Origin of the sequence: Bradyrhizobium sp. BLXBL-03, assembly GCF_051853015.1 — a bacterium.
In the GTDB taxonomy this organism is placed as follows: Bacteria; Pseudomonadota; Alphaproteobacteria; order Rhizobiales; family Xanthobacteraceae; genus Bradyrhizobium; species Bradyrhizobium manausense.
Genome location: NZ_CP182470.1, coordinates 4674296 through 4688844, shown reverse-complemented (window position 1 = coordinate 4688844; position 14549 = coordinate 4674296). Strand labels below are relative to the sequence as shown.

Below are 14549 nucleotides of genomic sequence, written 5' to 3'. Positions count from 1 at the left end.
AGCAGGCGATGGATAATCTCTCGGAGCTCCTGCACGGTTTCACCATCGCGGTTACCGTGCCGCACCTGGCCTTGATGGCGACAGGCGTGCTGCTCGGCATTCTCGTCGGCGTGCTGCCGGGGCTCGGCGCGCCGAACGGGGTGTCGCTGCTGCTGCCGCTGACCTTCGGCATGCAGCCGGTCTCGGCGATCATCCTGCTCTCCAGCATGTATTGGGGTGCGCTGTTCGGCGGCTCCGTCACCTCGATCCTGTTCAACATCCCCGGCGAGCCGTCCTCGGTCGCCACCACGTTCGACGGCTATCCGATGGCGCGCGACGGACGGCCGACCACGGCGCTCGCCACCGCGTTCGGCTCGGCGGCGTTCGGCGCGCTTGTCGGCGTCATCCTGATCACCTTCCTGGCATCCTGGGTGGCGCAGGTCGCGCTCGCTTTTGGGCCTCCGGAATATTTTGCCGTCTATTTCCTCGCTTTTGCGAGCTTCGTCGGCATGGGCGGCGCGGCGCCGATCAAGACGGTCGTGGCGCTTGCGATCGGCTTTGCCATCGCCGCCATCGGCATCGACACCGTCTCCGGCAGCGTCCGCCTCACCATGGGCATCGACGAACTCGTCAAGGGCGTGAATTTCGTCGTCGCGGTGATGGGCCTGTTCGGCATCGGCGAGCTGCTGGTCGCGGTCGAGGAGGAGTTTCATGCCCGCGCCGTCTCCTCGAAGATCGACTGGCGCGAGGTGTTTCGGGCGGTTGGCCGCCTGCCGCGCCACAGTGTTGCGTTGCTGCGTAGCGCTGCGATCGGCTGCTGGATGGGGATCACGCCGGGCGGCCCGACCGCGGCATCGTTCATGAGCTACGGCATCGCCCGCCGCTTCTCCCGCCGTGGCCGCTACTTCGGCACCGGCGAGGTCGAAGGCATCATCTCGCCGGAGACCGCCGATCATGCCGCCGGCACCAGCGCCCTGCTGCCGATGCTCTCGCTCGGTATTCCCGGCTCGGCGACCGCCGCCGTCATGATGGGCGGGCTGATGATCTGGGGCCTCAATCCGGGTCCGATGCTGTTCGTGGACCAGAAAGACTTCGTCTGGGGCCTGATTGCCTCGATGTATGTCGGCAACATCGTCGCGGTCGCCCTGGTGCTGCTGACCGTGCCTGTGTTCGCCGCCTTGATGCGGATTCCCTTCGTGGTCATTGCGCCGCTGATCGTGATCATCTGCGTCGTCGGCGCCTATTCGGTCTCGAATTCCTATCTCGACGTGGTCATGATGCTGGGCTTCGGCGTCGTCGGCTATCTCTTCAAGAAGCTGTTCTATCCGCTGGCGCCGCTGGTGCTCGCCATCGTCATCGGCGACAAGGCCGAGGATGCGTTCCGGCAGTCGATGCTGATGTCGAAGGGATCCCTCGGGATCTTCTTCGCCAACAAGCTGGTGACCTGTCTCGTCATATCAGGCGTCGCATTGCTGCTGTTGCCGCTGCTGTTGCTGCTGTTCGCACGCATCTTCCGCAAGCCCGCCAGTTTGGAAACGACGAACCAGGAAAAGGTGATCATATGACCGGAAAGCCGCTGATCGCGCTGGCGATGGGAGATCCTGCCGGCATCAGCCCGGAGCTGACGGCAAGGCTCGTGGCGCAGGATGATATCCGCGCGCGGTGCCGGCTCGTGGTCATCGGCGACGTCAGGGTGTTCGATGAGGGTGCGAAGATCGCAGGCGTTGCGCCTGAAATGACCGCGGTGGAGCAGGGCGCCGATTTCGATGAGTTGAAGGACGATGCGCTCTTCCTCGATCTCGGCCACCTCGATCCCATCAGGGTCGAGCGGGGCGTGGCGAGCCTTGAGGGCGGGCAATTTGCGCTCGCCAACTACAAGCAGGCGCTCGAATTTGGCAGGGACGGACGGGTCGATGCCGTCTGCTTCACCCCCTTCAACAAGGCGGCGATGCGACTGGCGCGCTCGGACTATGACGACGAGATCGCCTTCTCCGCGGAGGTGGTCGGCCTGCGGACGCCGGCCAGCGAATTCAACGTGCTGGGCGAACTCTGGAACGCACGCGTGACCTCGCACATTCCGCTGAGGGATGTTGCTGCAAAACTGTCGAGCGAGCGCATCCAGCGCGCCTTGAGGCTGACCAATACCTGCATGCGCAATGCCGGCTTCGCGCGCCCGCGCATTGCGGTCGCCGGCCTCAATCCGCACGCCGGCGACGGCGGCAATTTCGGCCGCGAGGAGATCGATGTCATTGCACCCGTGGTGGAAGCCGGCCGGCGCGCCGGCATCGCCGTGGAGGGCCCGTTTCCCGCCGACACCGTGTTCCTGCGTGCCAAGGCCGGCGCCTTCGATGCGGTGCTGACGATGTATCACGACCAGGGCCAGATCGCGATGAAGCTGATGGGCTTCGATCGCGGCGTCACCTTGCTCGGCGGCTTCCCGTTTCCGATCTGCACGCCCGCGCACGGCACGGCGTACGACATCGCGGGACGAGGCATCGCATCGACGGGCGCCGCCCGCGCCGCAGTGCTGCTCGCGGCGGAGATGGCCGGGCGGCGCGACGCCTGACCGGCTTTCGCGGCTCAGGAAAAACTGGAAACTTCTGCCGTCGAGCCGAGTTGGCAATCCGACGAACCTATCCACGTCGGAGCTGGAACATGCCAGCAATGAAGATGGCGCTCGCCGCCGCATGCTTTGTCCTGGCGGCCACACCGGCGCTCGCCGCGGGGATGGATGCGGCCGCCATCGCGTCCGCCGAGCCTTCGAAGAAGACCCTGTCGAACGACAGGCCGACCGCGGCGGGCGTTCGTCTGCAGGTCTTGCTGGACAGAGCCCATTTCTCGCCCGGCGAGATCGACGGCAAGTTCGGCGAGAATGCCAGGAAGGCGCTTCGCGCCTATGCGGAAGCGCGGCAATTGCCTGCTTCGGATGCGGTGACGGAAGACCTCTGGAAGGCGCTCCAGGCGGACGCGCGATCGCCGATGACGACCTACACCATCACCGACAAGGACGTCGCAGGCCCGTTCCTGCAGAAGCTTCCGTCCAGGATGGAAGACATGAAGGACATTCCGAAGCTCGGCTACACCAGTCCGCGCGAGGAGCTGGCCGAGAAGTTTCACATGAGCGAGCAGTTGCTCGCGGCGCTCAATCCAGGGCACCGCTTCGACCGCGCCGGCGAGACCATCGCCGTCGTCGACACCGGCGAGGGCACTGCGCCTGCCAGGGCCGACAGGGTCGAGATCGACAAGGTCAGGCAAACCGTGAAACTGTTCGACAAGTCGAATGCGCTGATCGGCTTCTATCCCGCGAGCGTCGGCAGCGAGGAAAAGCCGTCGCCCTCAGGCACCCTGAAGGTCACCGAGATCGATCCAAATCCGACCTATCGCTACAATCCCGCCTATCACTTCAAGGGCGTTCATTCCAAACAGCCCTTCAAGATCATGCCCGGCCCGAACAATCCGGTCGGCTCGATGTGGATCAATCTGTCCGCCGACGGCTACGGCATCCATGGCACGCCGTCGCCGCAAAACATCTCCAAGGGACAGTCGCATGGCTGCGTGCGTCTGACCAATTGGGATGCCGAGCGGGTCGCTGCCAGCGTCGTGAAGGGAACGCCTGTGGTATTTACCGAAGGCGGCGCCTCTTCGGCCGCTGCCAGGTAAACCTCAGGGATCACGCCGCGGCGCCCGTCCCCTGGGCAGCGTTGCGAAACCGCGTCGCGTGAAACCGCGCGACACTGTCTCCGGGGTAATCGTGCAGGAAGCCGGAAAGCCGGACGAGAGTAGCTTCCGCTGCGCCGTCCTGCGCAATGCCCGCAAAGACTTCGTCCAACGATCGGCTTGCTCGGTCTTGGCATGAAGTCGGCCACGTCTGTGAAGAGGACCGTAACCTCGCGCCTGGAGCCGCCAAGATGCGGCGAGGCGCCGGTCTCGATCAGCTGTCGCACGATCGGCCGACGCGAAGCTGAGATAAACGAGCGTCAGGCCGACGAGCAGCACCACGCCCACGAACACCGTGATGATCGATGTCTGGAAGCCGATCCGAAAGGTGCGCCTGGTGTTCTCTCCGGTCATCGGAGCCGTGAGCGCCTCCGTCAGTATTTCCGAACGATGGGCTTGGTCGCAGCCGGTGGCGATGCGGCCTGGGAGAGCGAGAAGGTCACCCAGGTCGACCAACTGCTCGGCCGGTTCTCAACTTCAAGGTCCTTGTAGCCGCGGATGTTCAGATAGCCCTGATAGCCGTCGGACATCGGGATCATGAACCCGATCTGTGGGCCGATACCGACCGACATGCCTCTGAAGCCGCCGAGCCTGGCGCCCGGTCCGCTGTCATCCGTGATCTGCTGGAAGTAATAGCCGGCGATGCCGACGTGGACGGTCTTGCTGACGAATTGCGAGGCGGCCCAATCGAGATGAAAATCGATGCCGTTCTGGTATCGCAGCGCGCTGTTCGTGAAATTGTAGGTGAGGCCGCCCACGATCGAAAACTCATGGCCGCTTTTGGGATCGAGATAAGTGTAACCGGCACCCGCATCGATCGCCGGGAATCCAAAGCTCAAGTTTGCGAGCCGGCTGGAATCGTAGGTGCCGCTCGGGATGTTGCCGGTGAGATAGACCAGCTCGTTGTGGACGCCCTGGTTCCATTTGAGCGTGCCCTGGTAGAACACATCAGTCAGCGTGGTGCGATTGTCGGACGCGCCGCCGGAGATGGTGTTGCCGCGTGGTCCGGTCAGGGTCGCATCGATGCCGACGCCGACATTGCCGGGCGCGGTCAGCAGCGTGAAGGCGGCCTGGCCGCCGAGCACGGGCATCGGCGAGGTGTAGGTGATGCCCTTCACGAGCACATCGGCATGCGCATTGAGGCCGGCGGTAACGGAGCCGGGGATGCCGCCGCTGGTCACAAAATTCTGTCCGCCGCCCGCCTTATCGTTGAGGTGGATGTAGATCGTCGAATAGGCCCATCCCGGCGCCGCCGGCACGGCGGCGAGGCTGCCGAAGATACCCGGCAACCAGAAGCTGACACCGCCGGAATCGGCGAGGGCGGGTGACACGGCGAATCCGGTCAATGCCACAGCAATCGTCAGTCCGACCTTACGAATGTGTCCCGTCATGTCGTGTCTCCAAACCCCTGCGCGCGTCCAACCAAACGCACTACGCGCGCCCGATGCGCTACTTCGTTGTGCCCCCAATCGTCGCGGCGACGCGTTCGACATCGGGCAGCTTCCAGCTGTGATCGAACAGCGGCGGCTCGGGCCCGTAGAGGCGAAACAGCAGTTCGAATTTGCGCGCGGGATCGGTCGGCACCCAATTGGCGTCCTTGCCCTCCGGCGCCTTGGGGCCGAAATAGAGGTCGACCGAGCCGTCGGGATTGGTCTGGATGCCGGCGCTGATCGAGGCGCGGCTGGCGCTCGCCATGTTGCGCACCAGGGCATGCGTCTCGCGGTCGTAGACCGTTGCGGACCAATATTGCTTGACGGGTGCGTCAGGCGGCACCGTCAGGCGATAGGTGGCAGCGCCGTCGAACGGCTGGCCGTCCTTGTCCTTGTTGGCCATCAGATAGAACTGTGCGGTTCCGAGTCGCTTGATGCCGGTAAAGCCCAGCGTGTAGGTGACGCCGCGCATGTCGAGCGGATAGGCGTTCGGATCGGCGTATCCCGTGCTTGCCGCCTTGACCATCTCCGCCACTGCAGCCGGAAACCAGCGGATGCCGGGATTGATGACGGGAAAGCCCGCGTCATAAGTGCGCTCCAGGATCGCGTGAGCTTCGCGGGCGGCCTGATCAAGCAGCGCAACGGTCTTCTGATCCGGATCGAAAGCCTTGCCCTTTTCGATGCCGATGCTCGCGAGCTGATCGATCATGGCTCGATCGCGATCGAGCCAGGGCTCGTTCTGCACCACGCGGTTGAGGCTGCGATAAAAGCTCGCATCGTAGGGAATCGTGGAATCGAACAGGACGTCGTACGCGTCCGTGAAAGTGGTTGGAGGCGGAGCTTCGGCCTGCGCGAGCGGATAGACCTTGATCTGCTTGCCATAGGCGACCGACTTGGCGACATCGGCATCGCCATGGCTGGCGAGATTGGCGCGCAGCAAGGCAAAGCCGCTGAACGTGTCGGAGTGAAGCGCGATATAGCCCGCCGGCACCTCGCCCTTGTAGCCGGGCGGCAGGATCAGATATTTGCCGCCTTGTCCCTTGTCGGCGCCCTCGGGCCCCGCGTCTTCCAGCGGCATCTGCCAGAGCGTGACGATGTTGCCGGCGATCGAGCCGCCTTGCGCCGGTGGAATCTCGATGACGAGGGGACCATCCTTCACGTTCCAGAACGACATGAAGTAAATCGAATCCGGATTGGGTGTCAGCGTCTGGTTCTTCCAGTTTACCGGCTTTGACCAGTAGATGATCTCGTTCGGCTTCGCCTTGGTCGTTCTCAGCATGGTCTGGAGCATCAAATCGGCGTTGACTGCCGGCATGCCCCAGATCATGGCCTCGACGGCTCGGCGCTGGATGTTACGCGCGGCGAGATCATCGGATGAGGACGATCGTGCCGACGCGTTCGCGAGCATCAGCAGGTTAGCTGCAAGGGCTACGGCCGCACCTTTCATCATACCCCCCTTCATGACCCGCTCACCGGCTTCGGCTCGGGGAATTTCCACTTGCCGTTCAGGATTTCGGGCCGAGGCCGATAGAGCCGCACCGTGTAGTTCCAGCCCTTCATGACCGGCAGGCAGTTCGGGATCTTGCCGTCGCAGCCGCCAAACTGCACCATGGTCGACCCGTCAGCCGATTTCGCCGCGGTCAGATTGTTCAGCGCATAGGCACCGTATTCGTTCTTCTCGAAATAGCCTTCGGCGTTGTAGAGGCTGATCGACCAGAAGCCGTCGACCGGAACGTTGGCGGGAACAGTCAGCCTGTAGATTATGCTGCCATCGTTCTTCTCGGGCGAGAAACTGAGATAGGTGGCGTCCTTGTCGGGATTGCCACCCCAGCCTGCGGCAGTCCCGAGCAGATGCTTGACCGGGTCGACCTGTCCCTTGGCACCAAATGCATTCTTGAAACCGCCCGCGGTTGACGCCAGCACCAGAAGGGCGTCACGCACTTTCTTCTGACTTACCGGATCCCAATTCGGAATCTCGAACTTGCCGGGCGCCTTCTGGCTGATTGTCACCGCATCCTGGATGGCGTGGACCTGCTCTACATCCCTGGGATCGTTTGGATCGACCAGAGTCCTGATCCCGATCAGCCCATAGCGCGTCCCGACCTTGGCCCGGTCGTAGGTGTATTTGCCGGCGCGATACTCGATGTCGCCGACGATGTAGTGATCCTCGTTCACCACCATCAAGGAGCGGAATCGCTTGCCGGCGTCGGGCAAGGTCACGGTCACCGGCCCGGCGTCGAGATCGACCACAGCCATCGAATACAGAGTATCCCGGTTCGACCGGACGACGCTCTGCTTGTCCATCGCCATCGGCTCGCGATGGTGAAACAGCTTGCCTGGGCCACCGGCGTCCTTGATTGCGTTATTGAAATACAGGTCGGACTCTGCGCGGGCAAAATTGTCGATCGTGACGGGAACAGGCGACTGCGTGTATACGGCCGACATGAGGAAGGGGAACCAGGCCGTCAGGACTGCTTTTTTCATTGCTGGGTCTCTGCTCACAATGGATTGACCTAAGTCAGGATTGCGATCTGTCGCAGGATCACGGTCGATAACGTGTCGAGCCTGTCGCTTCGTCGACGATATGACCGGCCGCGCTTCCGGGATCGTGAGCTGCCGGTCAGTGCGGCACGGCGCTATTGCGTGGTGGCCTCAAACCCCCGCTGCAGCTTTTCGACCATCTGATCGATGCCGAAGCTTGATGGCCGCTGGCTCGGCGGAAACTCTTTGAAGGTAGCGAGGAACTCGGCCACCACCCGCGGAGCTGCAAGGAAGACACCCGCTCCATCGGACATGAGCCAGTCATAGTAGGTGTTCGACGTGATGTCTGCGCGCTCGTACGGGTCCGACCGCAGATCGAAGATCTTTGGCACGCGCAGCGTGGTGAAAGGCTCGGCCCAAATTCGCAGGGTGCCTTGCACGCGCTGCTCTTCGAAGACGACTTTCCAGTTCTCGTATCGCAAAGCCACGAGCTCGCCATCGTCGTTGAAATAGACGAACTCCTTGCGCGCACCGCGCTCCTGCTGGCCCGTGAGGTAAGGAAGCTGGTTGTAGCCGTCGAGATGGACCTTGAAGGTCTTGCTTCCCGCCTGATGTCCTTTCAGGAGCTTGTCCTTGATGTCGGGATCGCCAGCCGCAGCCAACAAGGTCGGCATCCAGTCGAGCCCGCTGATGGTCTCATTCGAGATCGAGCCGGGTTGAATGTGTCCCGGCCAGCGGATCATGCAGGGGACGCGGAATGCGCCCTCCCAGTTGGTGTTCTTCTCGCTGCGAAATGGCGTCGTTCCGGCATCCGGCCAGGAGTTCTGATGCGGACCGTTATCCGTGGTGTAGATCACGATGGTGTCGTTGCCGATGCCGAGATCGTCGATCGCCTTGAGCACCGCTCCGATCGTTGCGTCATTCTCGATCATGCCGTCGGCGTATTCGGTCCTGGCCGTTAGTCCCGGCGGGCCACGGTGCTCGGCCCGGACATGCGTACGGAAGTGCATGCGGGTGGTATTTAACCAGCAGAAGAAGGGCGTGGTTGCCCTGGCCTGGCGCTGCATGAAGTCGATCGCGGCCGCCGACGTTTCGTCGTCGATCGTTTCCATCCGCTTCTTGGTGAGCGGGCCGGTGTCCTCGATAATCTGCCTGCCGACCTTGCCCCAGCGTGGATGCTCGGTCGGGTCGTCGCGATCGGACGCCTTACATCGTAACACGCCACGCGGACCGATGGCCTGACGGACAGCGGGATCGGTCGGGTAGAACCGGTTCTCCGGATCCTCCTCTGCGTTTGAGGTGATAGAGATTGCCAAAGAATTCGTCGAAGCCATGGACCGTCGGGAGATACTCATTGCGGTCGCCGAGATGATTCTTGCCGAACTGGCCCGTCGCATAGCCGAGCGGTTTCAGCAGCTCGGCTATGGTTGCGTCTCGTGCTTGCAGACCGACCGTTGCGCCGGGAATGCCGACTTTTGAAAGGCCCGTTCGCAGCGTGCATTGACCGGTGATGAAGGACGAACGGCCCGCCGTGCAGCTCTGCTCGGCGTAGTAGTCGGTGAACATCATGCCTTCCTTGGCGATGCGGTCGATATTCGGGGTGCGATAGCCCATCAGGCCGAAGGAGTAGGCGGAGATATTGGTCTGGCCGATGTCGTCACCAAAAATCACCAGAATGTTGGGTTTGCGGCCGGAAGGTGTAGCTGCTGGGGAGCTTGGCGCCGGCCCGGGCGCTGCTTTCTGCCCCTGCGCCAGGGCTTCGGAAGTCAGCGCCGCCGCAGCCACGATGGACGACGTTCCCAAAAGAACCTTTCGGCGATCGATCGACTGGTCAGCCCCGGTTTGGTTGTTCTTGTTCTCTACCTCGCTGCTCATGCGATACTCCCTATGTTGCATCAGATCCTTCTTTTTCGCGCTGAATGCCTATTGGCGTGCGCACCACGCAGCGGAAGCCGACATGGCTGGCCGAGGTGTCGATCGGCTCGGCGTGGCGCGCGGCGGGGCGATAACGGCGGCAATAGTTCGGCGCGCAAAGATGCGAGCCGCCCTTGAGGACCTTGCGGGGAATCCTGATGTCGGGAAGGCGAGGGTCGTAGCTTGTATCTTCACGACCGCCGCGTGGGTTACTTGGAATGCAGCAAGGCTTTGCGGCGTCGGCGATGCGCCGATCCGACCACCAGTCAGCAGTCCACTCCCAGACGGTGCCGATCATGTCATAGAGGCCGTAGCCGTTCGGCGGGAAGGCCAGGACCGGCGAGGTACGCTCGAACCCATCCTCGCCGAGATTCTGGACAGGGAAGTTGCCCTGCCAGATGTTGGCCATGTGCTTGCCGCCGGGCATCAGCGCATCGCCCCAGGCAAACTCCTCGCCGTCGAGGCCGCCGCGCGCGGCGAATTCCCATTCGGCTTCTGTCGGCAAATCCTTGCCGGCCCAGCGTGCATAAGCGGCGGCATCGCTAAAGGAGACATGGACGACCGGATGATCGTCGAGGCCTTTGATGTTGCTGCCGGGGCCGTAGGGGTGGCGCCAGTTCGCGCCTCGCATGAACGACCACCACTGACTCCAGTCGGTGAGATCGGTGATGCGGGGCAGCGGCGAGAACACCAGCGAGCCCGCGTAGAGCGTCTCCTTCAAAGCCCCGGGATAGTCCTTCGCGTCAGGAATGATCTGGGCTTCAGTGACATGGCCCGTTGCGTTGACAAATTGCTTGAACTGCCTGTTCGTCACAGGCGTGCGATCGATCCAGAAGCCGTCGACGCAGACGCGATGGCTCGGCGCCTCCTCCGGATAATGATGGTCGGATCCCATGCGAAATGTACCGCCGGAAATGAAGACCATCTCGCCGGTCTTCGCGTCATCCGGCAACCACTCGCAGTGATCCGGATCCGCCCGCAGCATGGTGGAAATTCCGATACGCTTAGTCCACCTGTCGCTACGGCGCAGACGCTGGCAGGCTTCGACGACGGCAAGTTGGACTCATTGTCTGGTCCCCCCTTTTTGGCGTTCGGGAGAGCACGACGCCTCATTGCGTCAAGATCTCTTTCCCATCGCGCAGACACTCTCGAGCACGCGGAAAATACTCTCGGCGTGCGCTCAACCATCCGCAGAGCGCTTTTGGTCGATATCGCTAAGGTTGAAAAGGGTATCCGAAGATCGGCCGGCTGTGATGTGCAGTTTGTGCCACGACGCGACAGCACTGGGTAAGCATAACGCCCCCTCTCGAGAATCCGCGAAATTGCAGCCAAGGGAGGCGCATTTGACGAGACGGATTTCAAAAACGTTGGCCTCAACACGAAGTCAGATTGTCGCAGCTACTTCGCGTTATGGTAGTATTCCCTTGCCCCTGCCGCAGAATAGTCGCGCTTCAGTAACAGGGTACGGTATGGAGCCATTTCTTTTGGTTGATTCGAAGCGGCTGGACGGTTTCGAGGATCTTCACCAGGCCGTCCATGGCTCGCATGTCGACGTAATGCAACTCGGTCGCGGGCGATTGCACGGACGCTTGTCCCATGTCGGCATCGGCGATTTCTCGCTGAGCATCGGCGCGTTCAACGTCGGCATGCGGACCCAGCGTGTCGCGAGTGATGACAAGTTGATCATCGGAATGCTGCTGTCGGCCCAGGAACGCGTCGCGCACTGGTCGTTCGACATGCAACTCAACGACGTGCTTGTGATCCCGCCACTGGTGGAGCACGACGGGGTTTTTCACGGCGCATCCGCTTATGCCGCCGTGCGGTTCGATCTCAATGAGGTCGTCCCGCTGTTCGGCGGGGAAGCGCGGTTGAGCGATCCCGACACCTGGCGCAGCCGCGGCCATTTCCGTGCGGATACCGAGATCGGCGCGATTGCATCGCGCCGCCTGGTTCGCATCATGTCGCATTTGCGCACGCATCGCGGGGCGCTGACGCCAGCCACCGCCAATTTCTGGAAACGATCGATCGTCGATTGCATGGCGGCGAATGTCATGTCGTCGCTGCCGCCCGACGATGAGGGTTGGCTGCGGTCGGCAAGGCGGCTGATCCGCCGGGTCGAGGAGCATCTCGAGGCGGCCGGCAATCGCCCGGTGCATGTGTCGGAAATCTGCGCAGCGCTCGGCGTCCCGCGGCGCACTCTGCACCGCGCCTTTCAGGAGGTGTTCGGCCTCGGCCCGGTCAGCTTCCTCCGCCACAAGCGGCTCTGCGCGGTCCATTCGATCCTGCGCGATAGCGCGCCCGGCTCGGTCACCGTATCAGCCGTCGCGATGGAGCAGGGCTTTTATGAGCTCGGCCGGTTCGCGCAATATTACCAGGCGATGTTCGGGGAGCGCCCGTCGCAGACGCTCGGCGGGGCGACCTTGCTGATGGAAGGGGATGACGTCGCCAGAGCCCAGCTGGAAGGGTAGCTCGGCCGGCAGAATTACGCAGCCTGGCTGCTCAAGCCGACCGAAGCAAAGCAGCGCCCACGGACGTCGATCGGCGGCTTGCAAGTGTCCTCGATCCTGGGATTGACGACTGTCGGCGCCTGCGCGGGCGCGTTGTCGCGCGCGTGAGATCTGCTCAGCTTGACGGGCAGTCTGTCGCTCTTGGTTGCGCGAAGAACAATCTGGCGCGTGTCCGTCTGGTCTGCTCCGAGGCTCCAAAGGGCATTCTGGTAGACCGCGACCGAACTGCTAATCCCCACCAGGTAGGTCAGGGAGTGCAATGTGAGCGTCTTGACGAGCATGACCATTCCTCCCATTGGCCTTGCAGACGGCTCTCGCCCGGCCCAGCCAAGGCGACGTCCGCTGCAACATCAGGCGTCGAGCTTCGAAAGCCGGTTTCGATCAAGCACCTCGACCCGTCGCTGGGTTGCTCCGTCAAATCGCAAGATCTGGTCGTCCCGCAAGATCGACAGGGCGCGCGAGACGGTTTCGAGCGTGAGTCCGAGGTAGTCTGCAATGTCGCGACGCGTCATCGGCAGGTCCATGACTCTGGGATGTGCCAGCCGGTCGTCCATTTCGAGCAGGAATGCAGCGACCCTCTCCAGGGATGTCTTCCGCCCCAGGAGCAGCATGTGGTTCTCGGCGTGCTGAAGATTTTGTGTGACGAATCCGATCAGGTGCTTTGGTCCGGTGGCTCGATCGGGCATCGCGCCCAGGAGATTGCTTTGCGTCATGATGCGCACGTCAGTCTCGACGATGGCTTCAGCGGTAAAGCGATGCGTTTCGTTGTTCTCGAAACCGAACATGTCGCCGGGCAAATGAAACGCATTGATTTGGCGCCGACCGTCCGGAAGCAGCTTGTAGGTGCGCACCGCTCCGGAGTTGATCTGGTAGACGTATTCCGCGTCCTCGCCCTCGCCGAAGATCTCGCTGCCTCTGCGATAGCAGAACTCGCTGCAGAACGCGCGATCGCCGGCAACGGCAGCCAGATGCCCATCGATCGGACGGCGCTGCGCGGTATTGATTCTGACCAGCATGAGCCAACCTCCCGTTATTTTCGGGAATAATTGGCAGAGACGGCCGTGCCGGACTTGATACGGCGCAAACTGGAGGCGACCTAGGTATTTATCCGTAGGCAGAGGAGGTCTCAGACCTCGCGTTGATCCCAGGGCGGCAGTGTTTTGCCCGACGTGTCAAATGGCAATGCAAGCTTCGTGGAACCAGCATGCTCTACTGTGCATGGGGTTGTTTTCACGATTTGGATTGAGGAGCCGGGACACCCGGCCCAGCCCTTCACGCCCCGCAAACGATGACGCCGTACCAGCCGAGCCCCCGATAGGTTTCGTAGCCCGGCGTCGCGTGGAAGGCGATCATCGCGCCTGTCCGGTCATTGTAGAAGCCGGAGCGCTGGCCGTCGAGCGAGAGCGGGATGCGCTCGCTCAGGATGCCCTGACCGTCGGAGGCGGCGATGACGCGAAAATGCGAGTCGACCAGCAGCACGCGGGCCTTGTCGCTGTCGCCGACGCGCACGCCTTGCACGATCGCGCGCGCCTGCGGCTCCCAGTCGAAATGGATGGCGAGCACGCCAAGCGGCGCACCGTGGGCCTCTCCGCCGGCGCGGACGCTGGCGCAGTAAGTTGCGACCTGGGCGTTGCCGAGCAGCGGCTGGTTCTCGATGTCGCCGGCGACATAATCGTCACCGGAGCGCAAGGCCTTCGCCTCGCGAAACCATTTGGTGTGGGCTACGTTCTGGCCGACGACGCGAAAGCGATCCGCGCGGCCATTGGCGATGACATTGCCGTCGAGGTCGCAGAGCCAGAGGTCGAGGTAAACGGTGTAGGCGCCGAGGATGACGCCGAGGCGCTGGGAGGCATGGGTGACCGCGGCAGGGGCGGGCGAGGCGGCACAATCGACCACGGCGGAATCGGTCGCCCACCAGCGCACGTCGCAGGTGCGCTCATAGAGGTTGCGGTCGATCAGCTCGATCGCGTTCAGCGACAGATCCATCATGCGCTCGCCGCGCGAGCGCTGGCTCATGCGCTCGATCGAGGCGACGAGATCGCCGGTGCGCCTGGTCAGCTGGGTCTCGAGCTCGCGCGCGATGGTCTCGACCTGCTGGCCGACGCCGCGCACCTCCTGCGCCACCACCGCAAAGCCCGCGCCTTGGGCGCCGGCCCGCGAGCTTTCGATCAGCGCGTTCAGCGCCAGCATCTTCATCTGGTTGGTGATCTGCTGGATCGACTTGGTCTTGTCGACCGCGATCTGGTTGACCTCCGCGGTCAGTCGGTTGATCAACGCGGAGATATCGGAATCGTCGTCGGCGGGTTCGGTGGCAACCGATTTGGTTTTCAGACCCAGCGCAGCAGACATCGGGGACTTCCCTTGGCAATGAGGTCTTGATCTGCAATGAACCCGGAACAATCAACTACAGATCGAATACAATTCTTTTTCGAGGATTCCGCCTAACGCCTGCTTAATTTGCTGTTCGGCGGAGTGCCTAAATGGTAGTCACGCCGGCCGGTTGGGCAACCATCCACCGCTT

The 14549-nt window shown here is 62.6% G+C and carries 11 protein-coding genes and 1 pseudogene; 4 read left to right on the top strand and 8 right to left on the bottom strand.

What is annotated here, in order from left to right; all coding sequences use genetic code 11:
- Positions 1 to 8: 8 nt before the first annotated feature.
- The 3 genes from ACNJX9_RS22585 (at position 9) to ACNJX9_RS22575 (ending at position 3639) form a co-directional block, all read left to right on the top strand.
- Positions 9 to 1544, top strand: a complete 1536-nt coding sequence (locus tag ACNJX9_RS22585) for a tripartite tricarboxylate transporter permease (protein WP_439404231.1) — start codon at positions 9 to 11, stop codon at positions 1542 to 1544.
- Complete coding sequence (locus tag ACNJX9_RS22580; RefSeq protein ID WP_439404230.1) at positions 1541 to 2545, top strand: 4-hydroxythreonine-4-phosphate dehydrogenase PdxA; 1005 nt, start codon at positions 1541 to 1543, stop codon at positions 2543 to 2545. Before ACNJX9_RS22585 ends, ACNJX9_RS22580 begins: the two co-directional genes overlap by 4 nt.
- An 89-nt stretch (positions 2546 to 2634) precedes the next feature.
- Positions 2635 to 3639 carry a L,D-transpeptidase family protein gene (locus ACNJX9_RS22575; protein WP_439404229.1) on the top strand — a complete coding sequence of 335 codons (1005 nt, stop codon included), beginning with the start codon at positions 2635 to 2637 and terminating at the stop codon, positions 3637 to 3639.
- A 431-nt stretch (positions 3640 to 4070) separates the two neighbouring features.
- Here the strand turns inward: ACNJX9_RS22575 and ACNJX9_RS22570 are convergent, their stop codons facing one another.
- The 5 genes and pseudogenes from ACNJX9_RS22570 to ACNJX9_RS22550 form a co-directional block, all read right to left on the bottom strand.
- Positions 4071 to 5087: a SphA family protein gene (locus ACNJX9_RS22570; RefSeq protein ID WP_439404228.1), complete on the bottom strand. Its 1017-nt coding sequence runs from the start codon at positions 5085 to 5087 to the stop codon at positions 4071 to 4073.
- Positions 5088 to 5145: 58 nt separating this feature from the next.
- Complete coding sequence (locus ACNJX9_RS22565) at positions 5146 to 6588, bottom strand: DUF1254 domain-containing protein (RefSeq protein WP_439404227.1); 1443 nt, start codon at positions 6586 to 6588, stop codon at positions 5146 to 5148.
- Entirely contained in the window at positions 6585 to 7610 is a 1026-nt protein-coding gene (locus tag ACNJX9_RS22560) for a DUF1254 domain-containing protein (protein WP_439404226.1), read from the bottom strand. The genes ACNJX9_RS22565 and ACNJX9_RS22560 overlap by 4 nt, the downstream gene beginning before the upstream one ends.
- 152 nt (positions 7611 to 7762) lie before the next feature.
- Positions 7763 to 9482 (bottom strand): annotated as a pseudogene (locus tag ACNJX9_RS22555) (arylsulfatase).
- 10 nt (positions 9483 to 9492) lie between these two features.
- Positions 9493 to 10506: a formylglycine-generating enzyme family protein gene (locus ACNJX9_RS22550; RefSeq protein WP_439404225.1), complete on the bottom strand. Its 1014-nt coding sequence runs from the start codon at positions 10504 to 10506 to the stop codon at positions 9493 to 9495.
- Positions 10507 to 10990: 484 nt separating this feature from the next.
- Here ACNJX9_RS22550 and ACNJX9_RS22545 point away from each other — a divergent pair, with 484 nt between their 5' ends.
- On the top strand, positions 10991 to 11989 hold the full coding sequence (locus ACNJX9_RS22545; RefSeq protein WP_057754613.1) for a helix-turn-helix domain-containing protein: 999 nt from the start codon (positions 10991 to 10993) through the stop codon (positions 11987 to 11989).
- 14 nt (positions 11990 to 12003) lie between these two features.
- Here ACNJX9_RS22545 and ACNJX9_RS22540 read toward each other — a convergent pair whose 3' ends face one another.
- From ACNJX9_RS22540 to ACNJX9_RS22530, 3 genes are all read right to left on the bottom strand, one after another.
- The gene (locus ACNJX9_RS22540; RefSeq protein WP_439404224.1) at positions 12004 to 12309 is read right to left on the bottom strand and encodes a hypothetical protein; all 306 of its coding nucleotides are present in this window, start codon (positions 12307 to 12309) and stop codon (positions 12004 to 12006) included.
- 69 nt (positions 12310 to 12378) lie between these two features.
- A complete protein-coding gene (locus ACNJX9_RS22535) occupies positions 12379 to 13044 on the bottom strand; it encodes a helix-turn-helix domain-containing protein (RefSeq protein WP_439404223.1) in 666 nt (221 codons plus the stop codon).
- A gap of 256 nt (positions 13045 to 13300) precedes the next feature.
- Entirely contained in the window at positions 13301 to 14377 is a 1077-nt protein-coding gene (locus ACNJX9_RS22530; protein ID WP_439404221.1) for a methyl-accepting chemotaxis protein, read from the bottom strand.
- Positions 14378 to 14549: the final 172 nt, after the last annotated feature.

What these genes read in the sequence shown, in the direction of transcription:
- ACNJX9_RS22585 (WP_439404231.1), top strand. Translation starts at nt 9, where the DNA reads ATGGATAATCTCTCGGAGCTCCTGCACGGTTTCACCATCGCGGTTACC.
- ACNJX9_RS22580 (WP_439404230.1), top strand. Translation starts at nt 1,541, where the DNA reads ATGACCGGAAAGCCGCTGATCGCGCTGGCGATGGGAGATCCTGCCGGC.
- ACNJX9_RS22575 (WP_439404229.1), top strand. Translation starts at nt 2,635, where the DNA reads ATGCCAGCAATGAAGATGGCGCTCGCCGCCGCATGCTTTGTCCTGGCG.
- ACNJX9_RS22570 (WP_439404228.1), bottom strand. Translation starts at nt 5,087, where the DNA reads ATGACGGGACACATTCGTAAGGTCGGACTGACGATTGCTGTGGCATTG.
- ACNJX9_RS22565 (WP_439404227.1), bottom strand. Translation starts at nt 6,588, where the DNA reads ATGAAGGGGGGTATGATGAAAGGTGCGGCCGTAGCCCTTGCAGCTAAC.
- ACNJX9_RS22560 (WP_439404226.1), bottom strand. Translation starts at nt 7,610, where the DNA reads ATGAAAAAAGCAGTCCTGACGGCCTGGTTCCCCTTCCTCATGTCGGCC.
- ACNJX9_RS22550 (WP_439404225.1), bottom strand. Translation starts at nt 10,506, where the DNA reads ATGCTGCGGGCGGATCCGGATCACTGCGAGTGGTTGCCGGATGACGCG.
- ACNJX9_RS22545 (WP_057754613.1), top strand. Translation starts at nt 10,991, where the DNA reads ATGGAGCCATTTCTTTTGGTTGATTCGAAGCGGCTGGACGGTTTCGAG.
- ACNJX9_RS22540 (WP_439404224.1), bottom strand. Translation starts at nt 12,309, where the DNA reads ATGCTCGTCAAGACGCTCACATTGCACTCCCTGACCTACCTGGTGGGG.
- ACNJX9_RS22535 (WP_439404223.1), bottom strand. Translation starts at nt 13,044, where the DNA reads ATGCTGGTCAGAATCAATACCGCGCAGCGCCGTCCGATCGATGGGCAT.
- ACNJX9_RS22530 (WP_439404221.1), bottom strand. Translation starts at nt 14,377, where the DNA reads ATGTCTGCTGCGCTGGGTCTGAAAACCAAATCGGTTGCCACCGAACCC.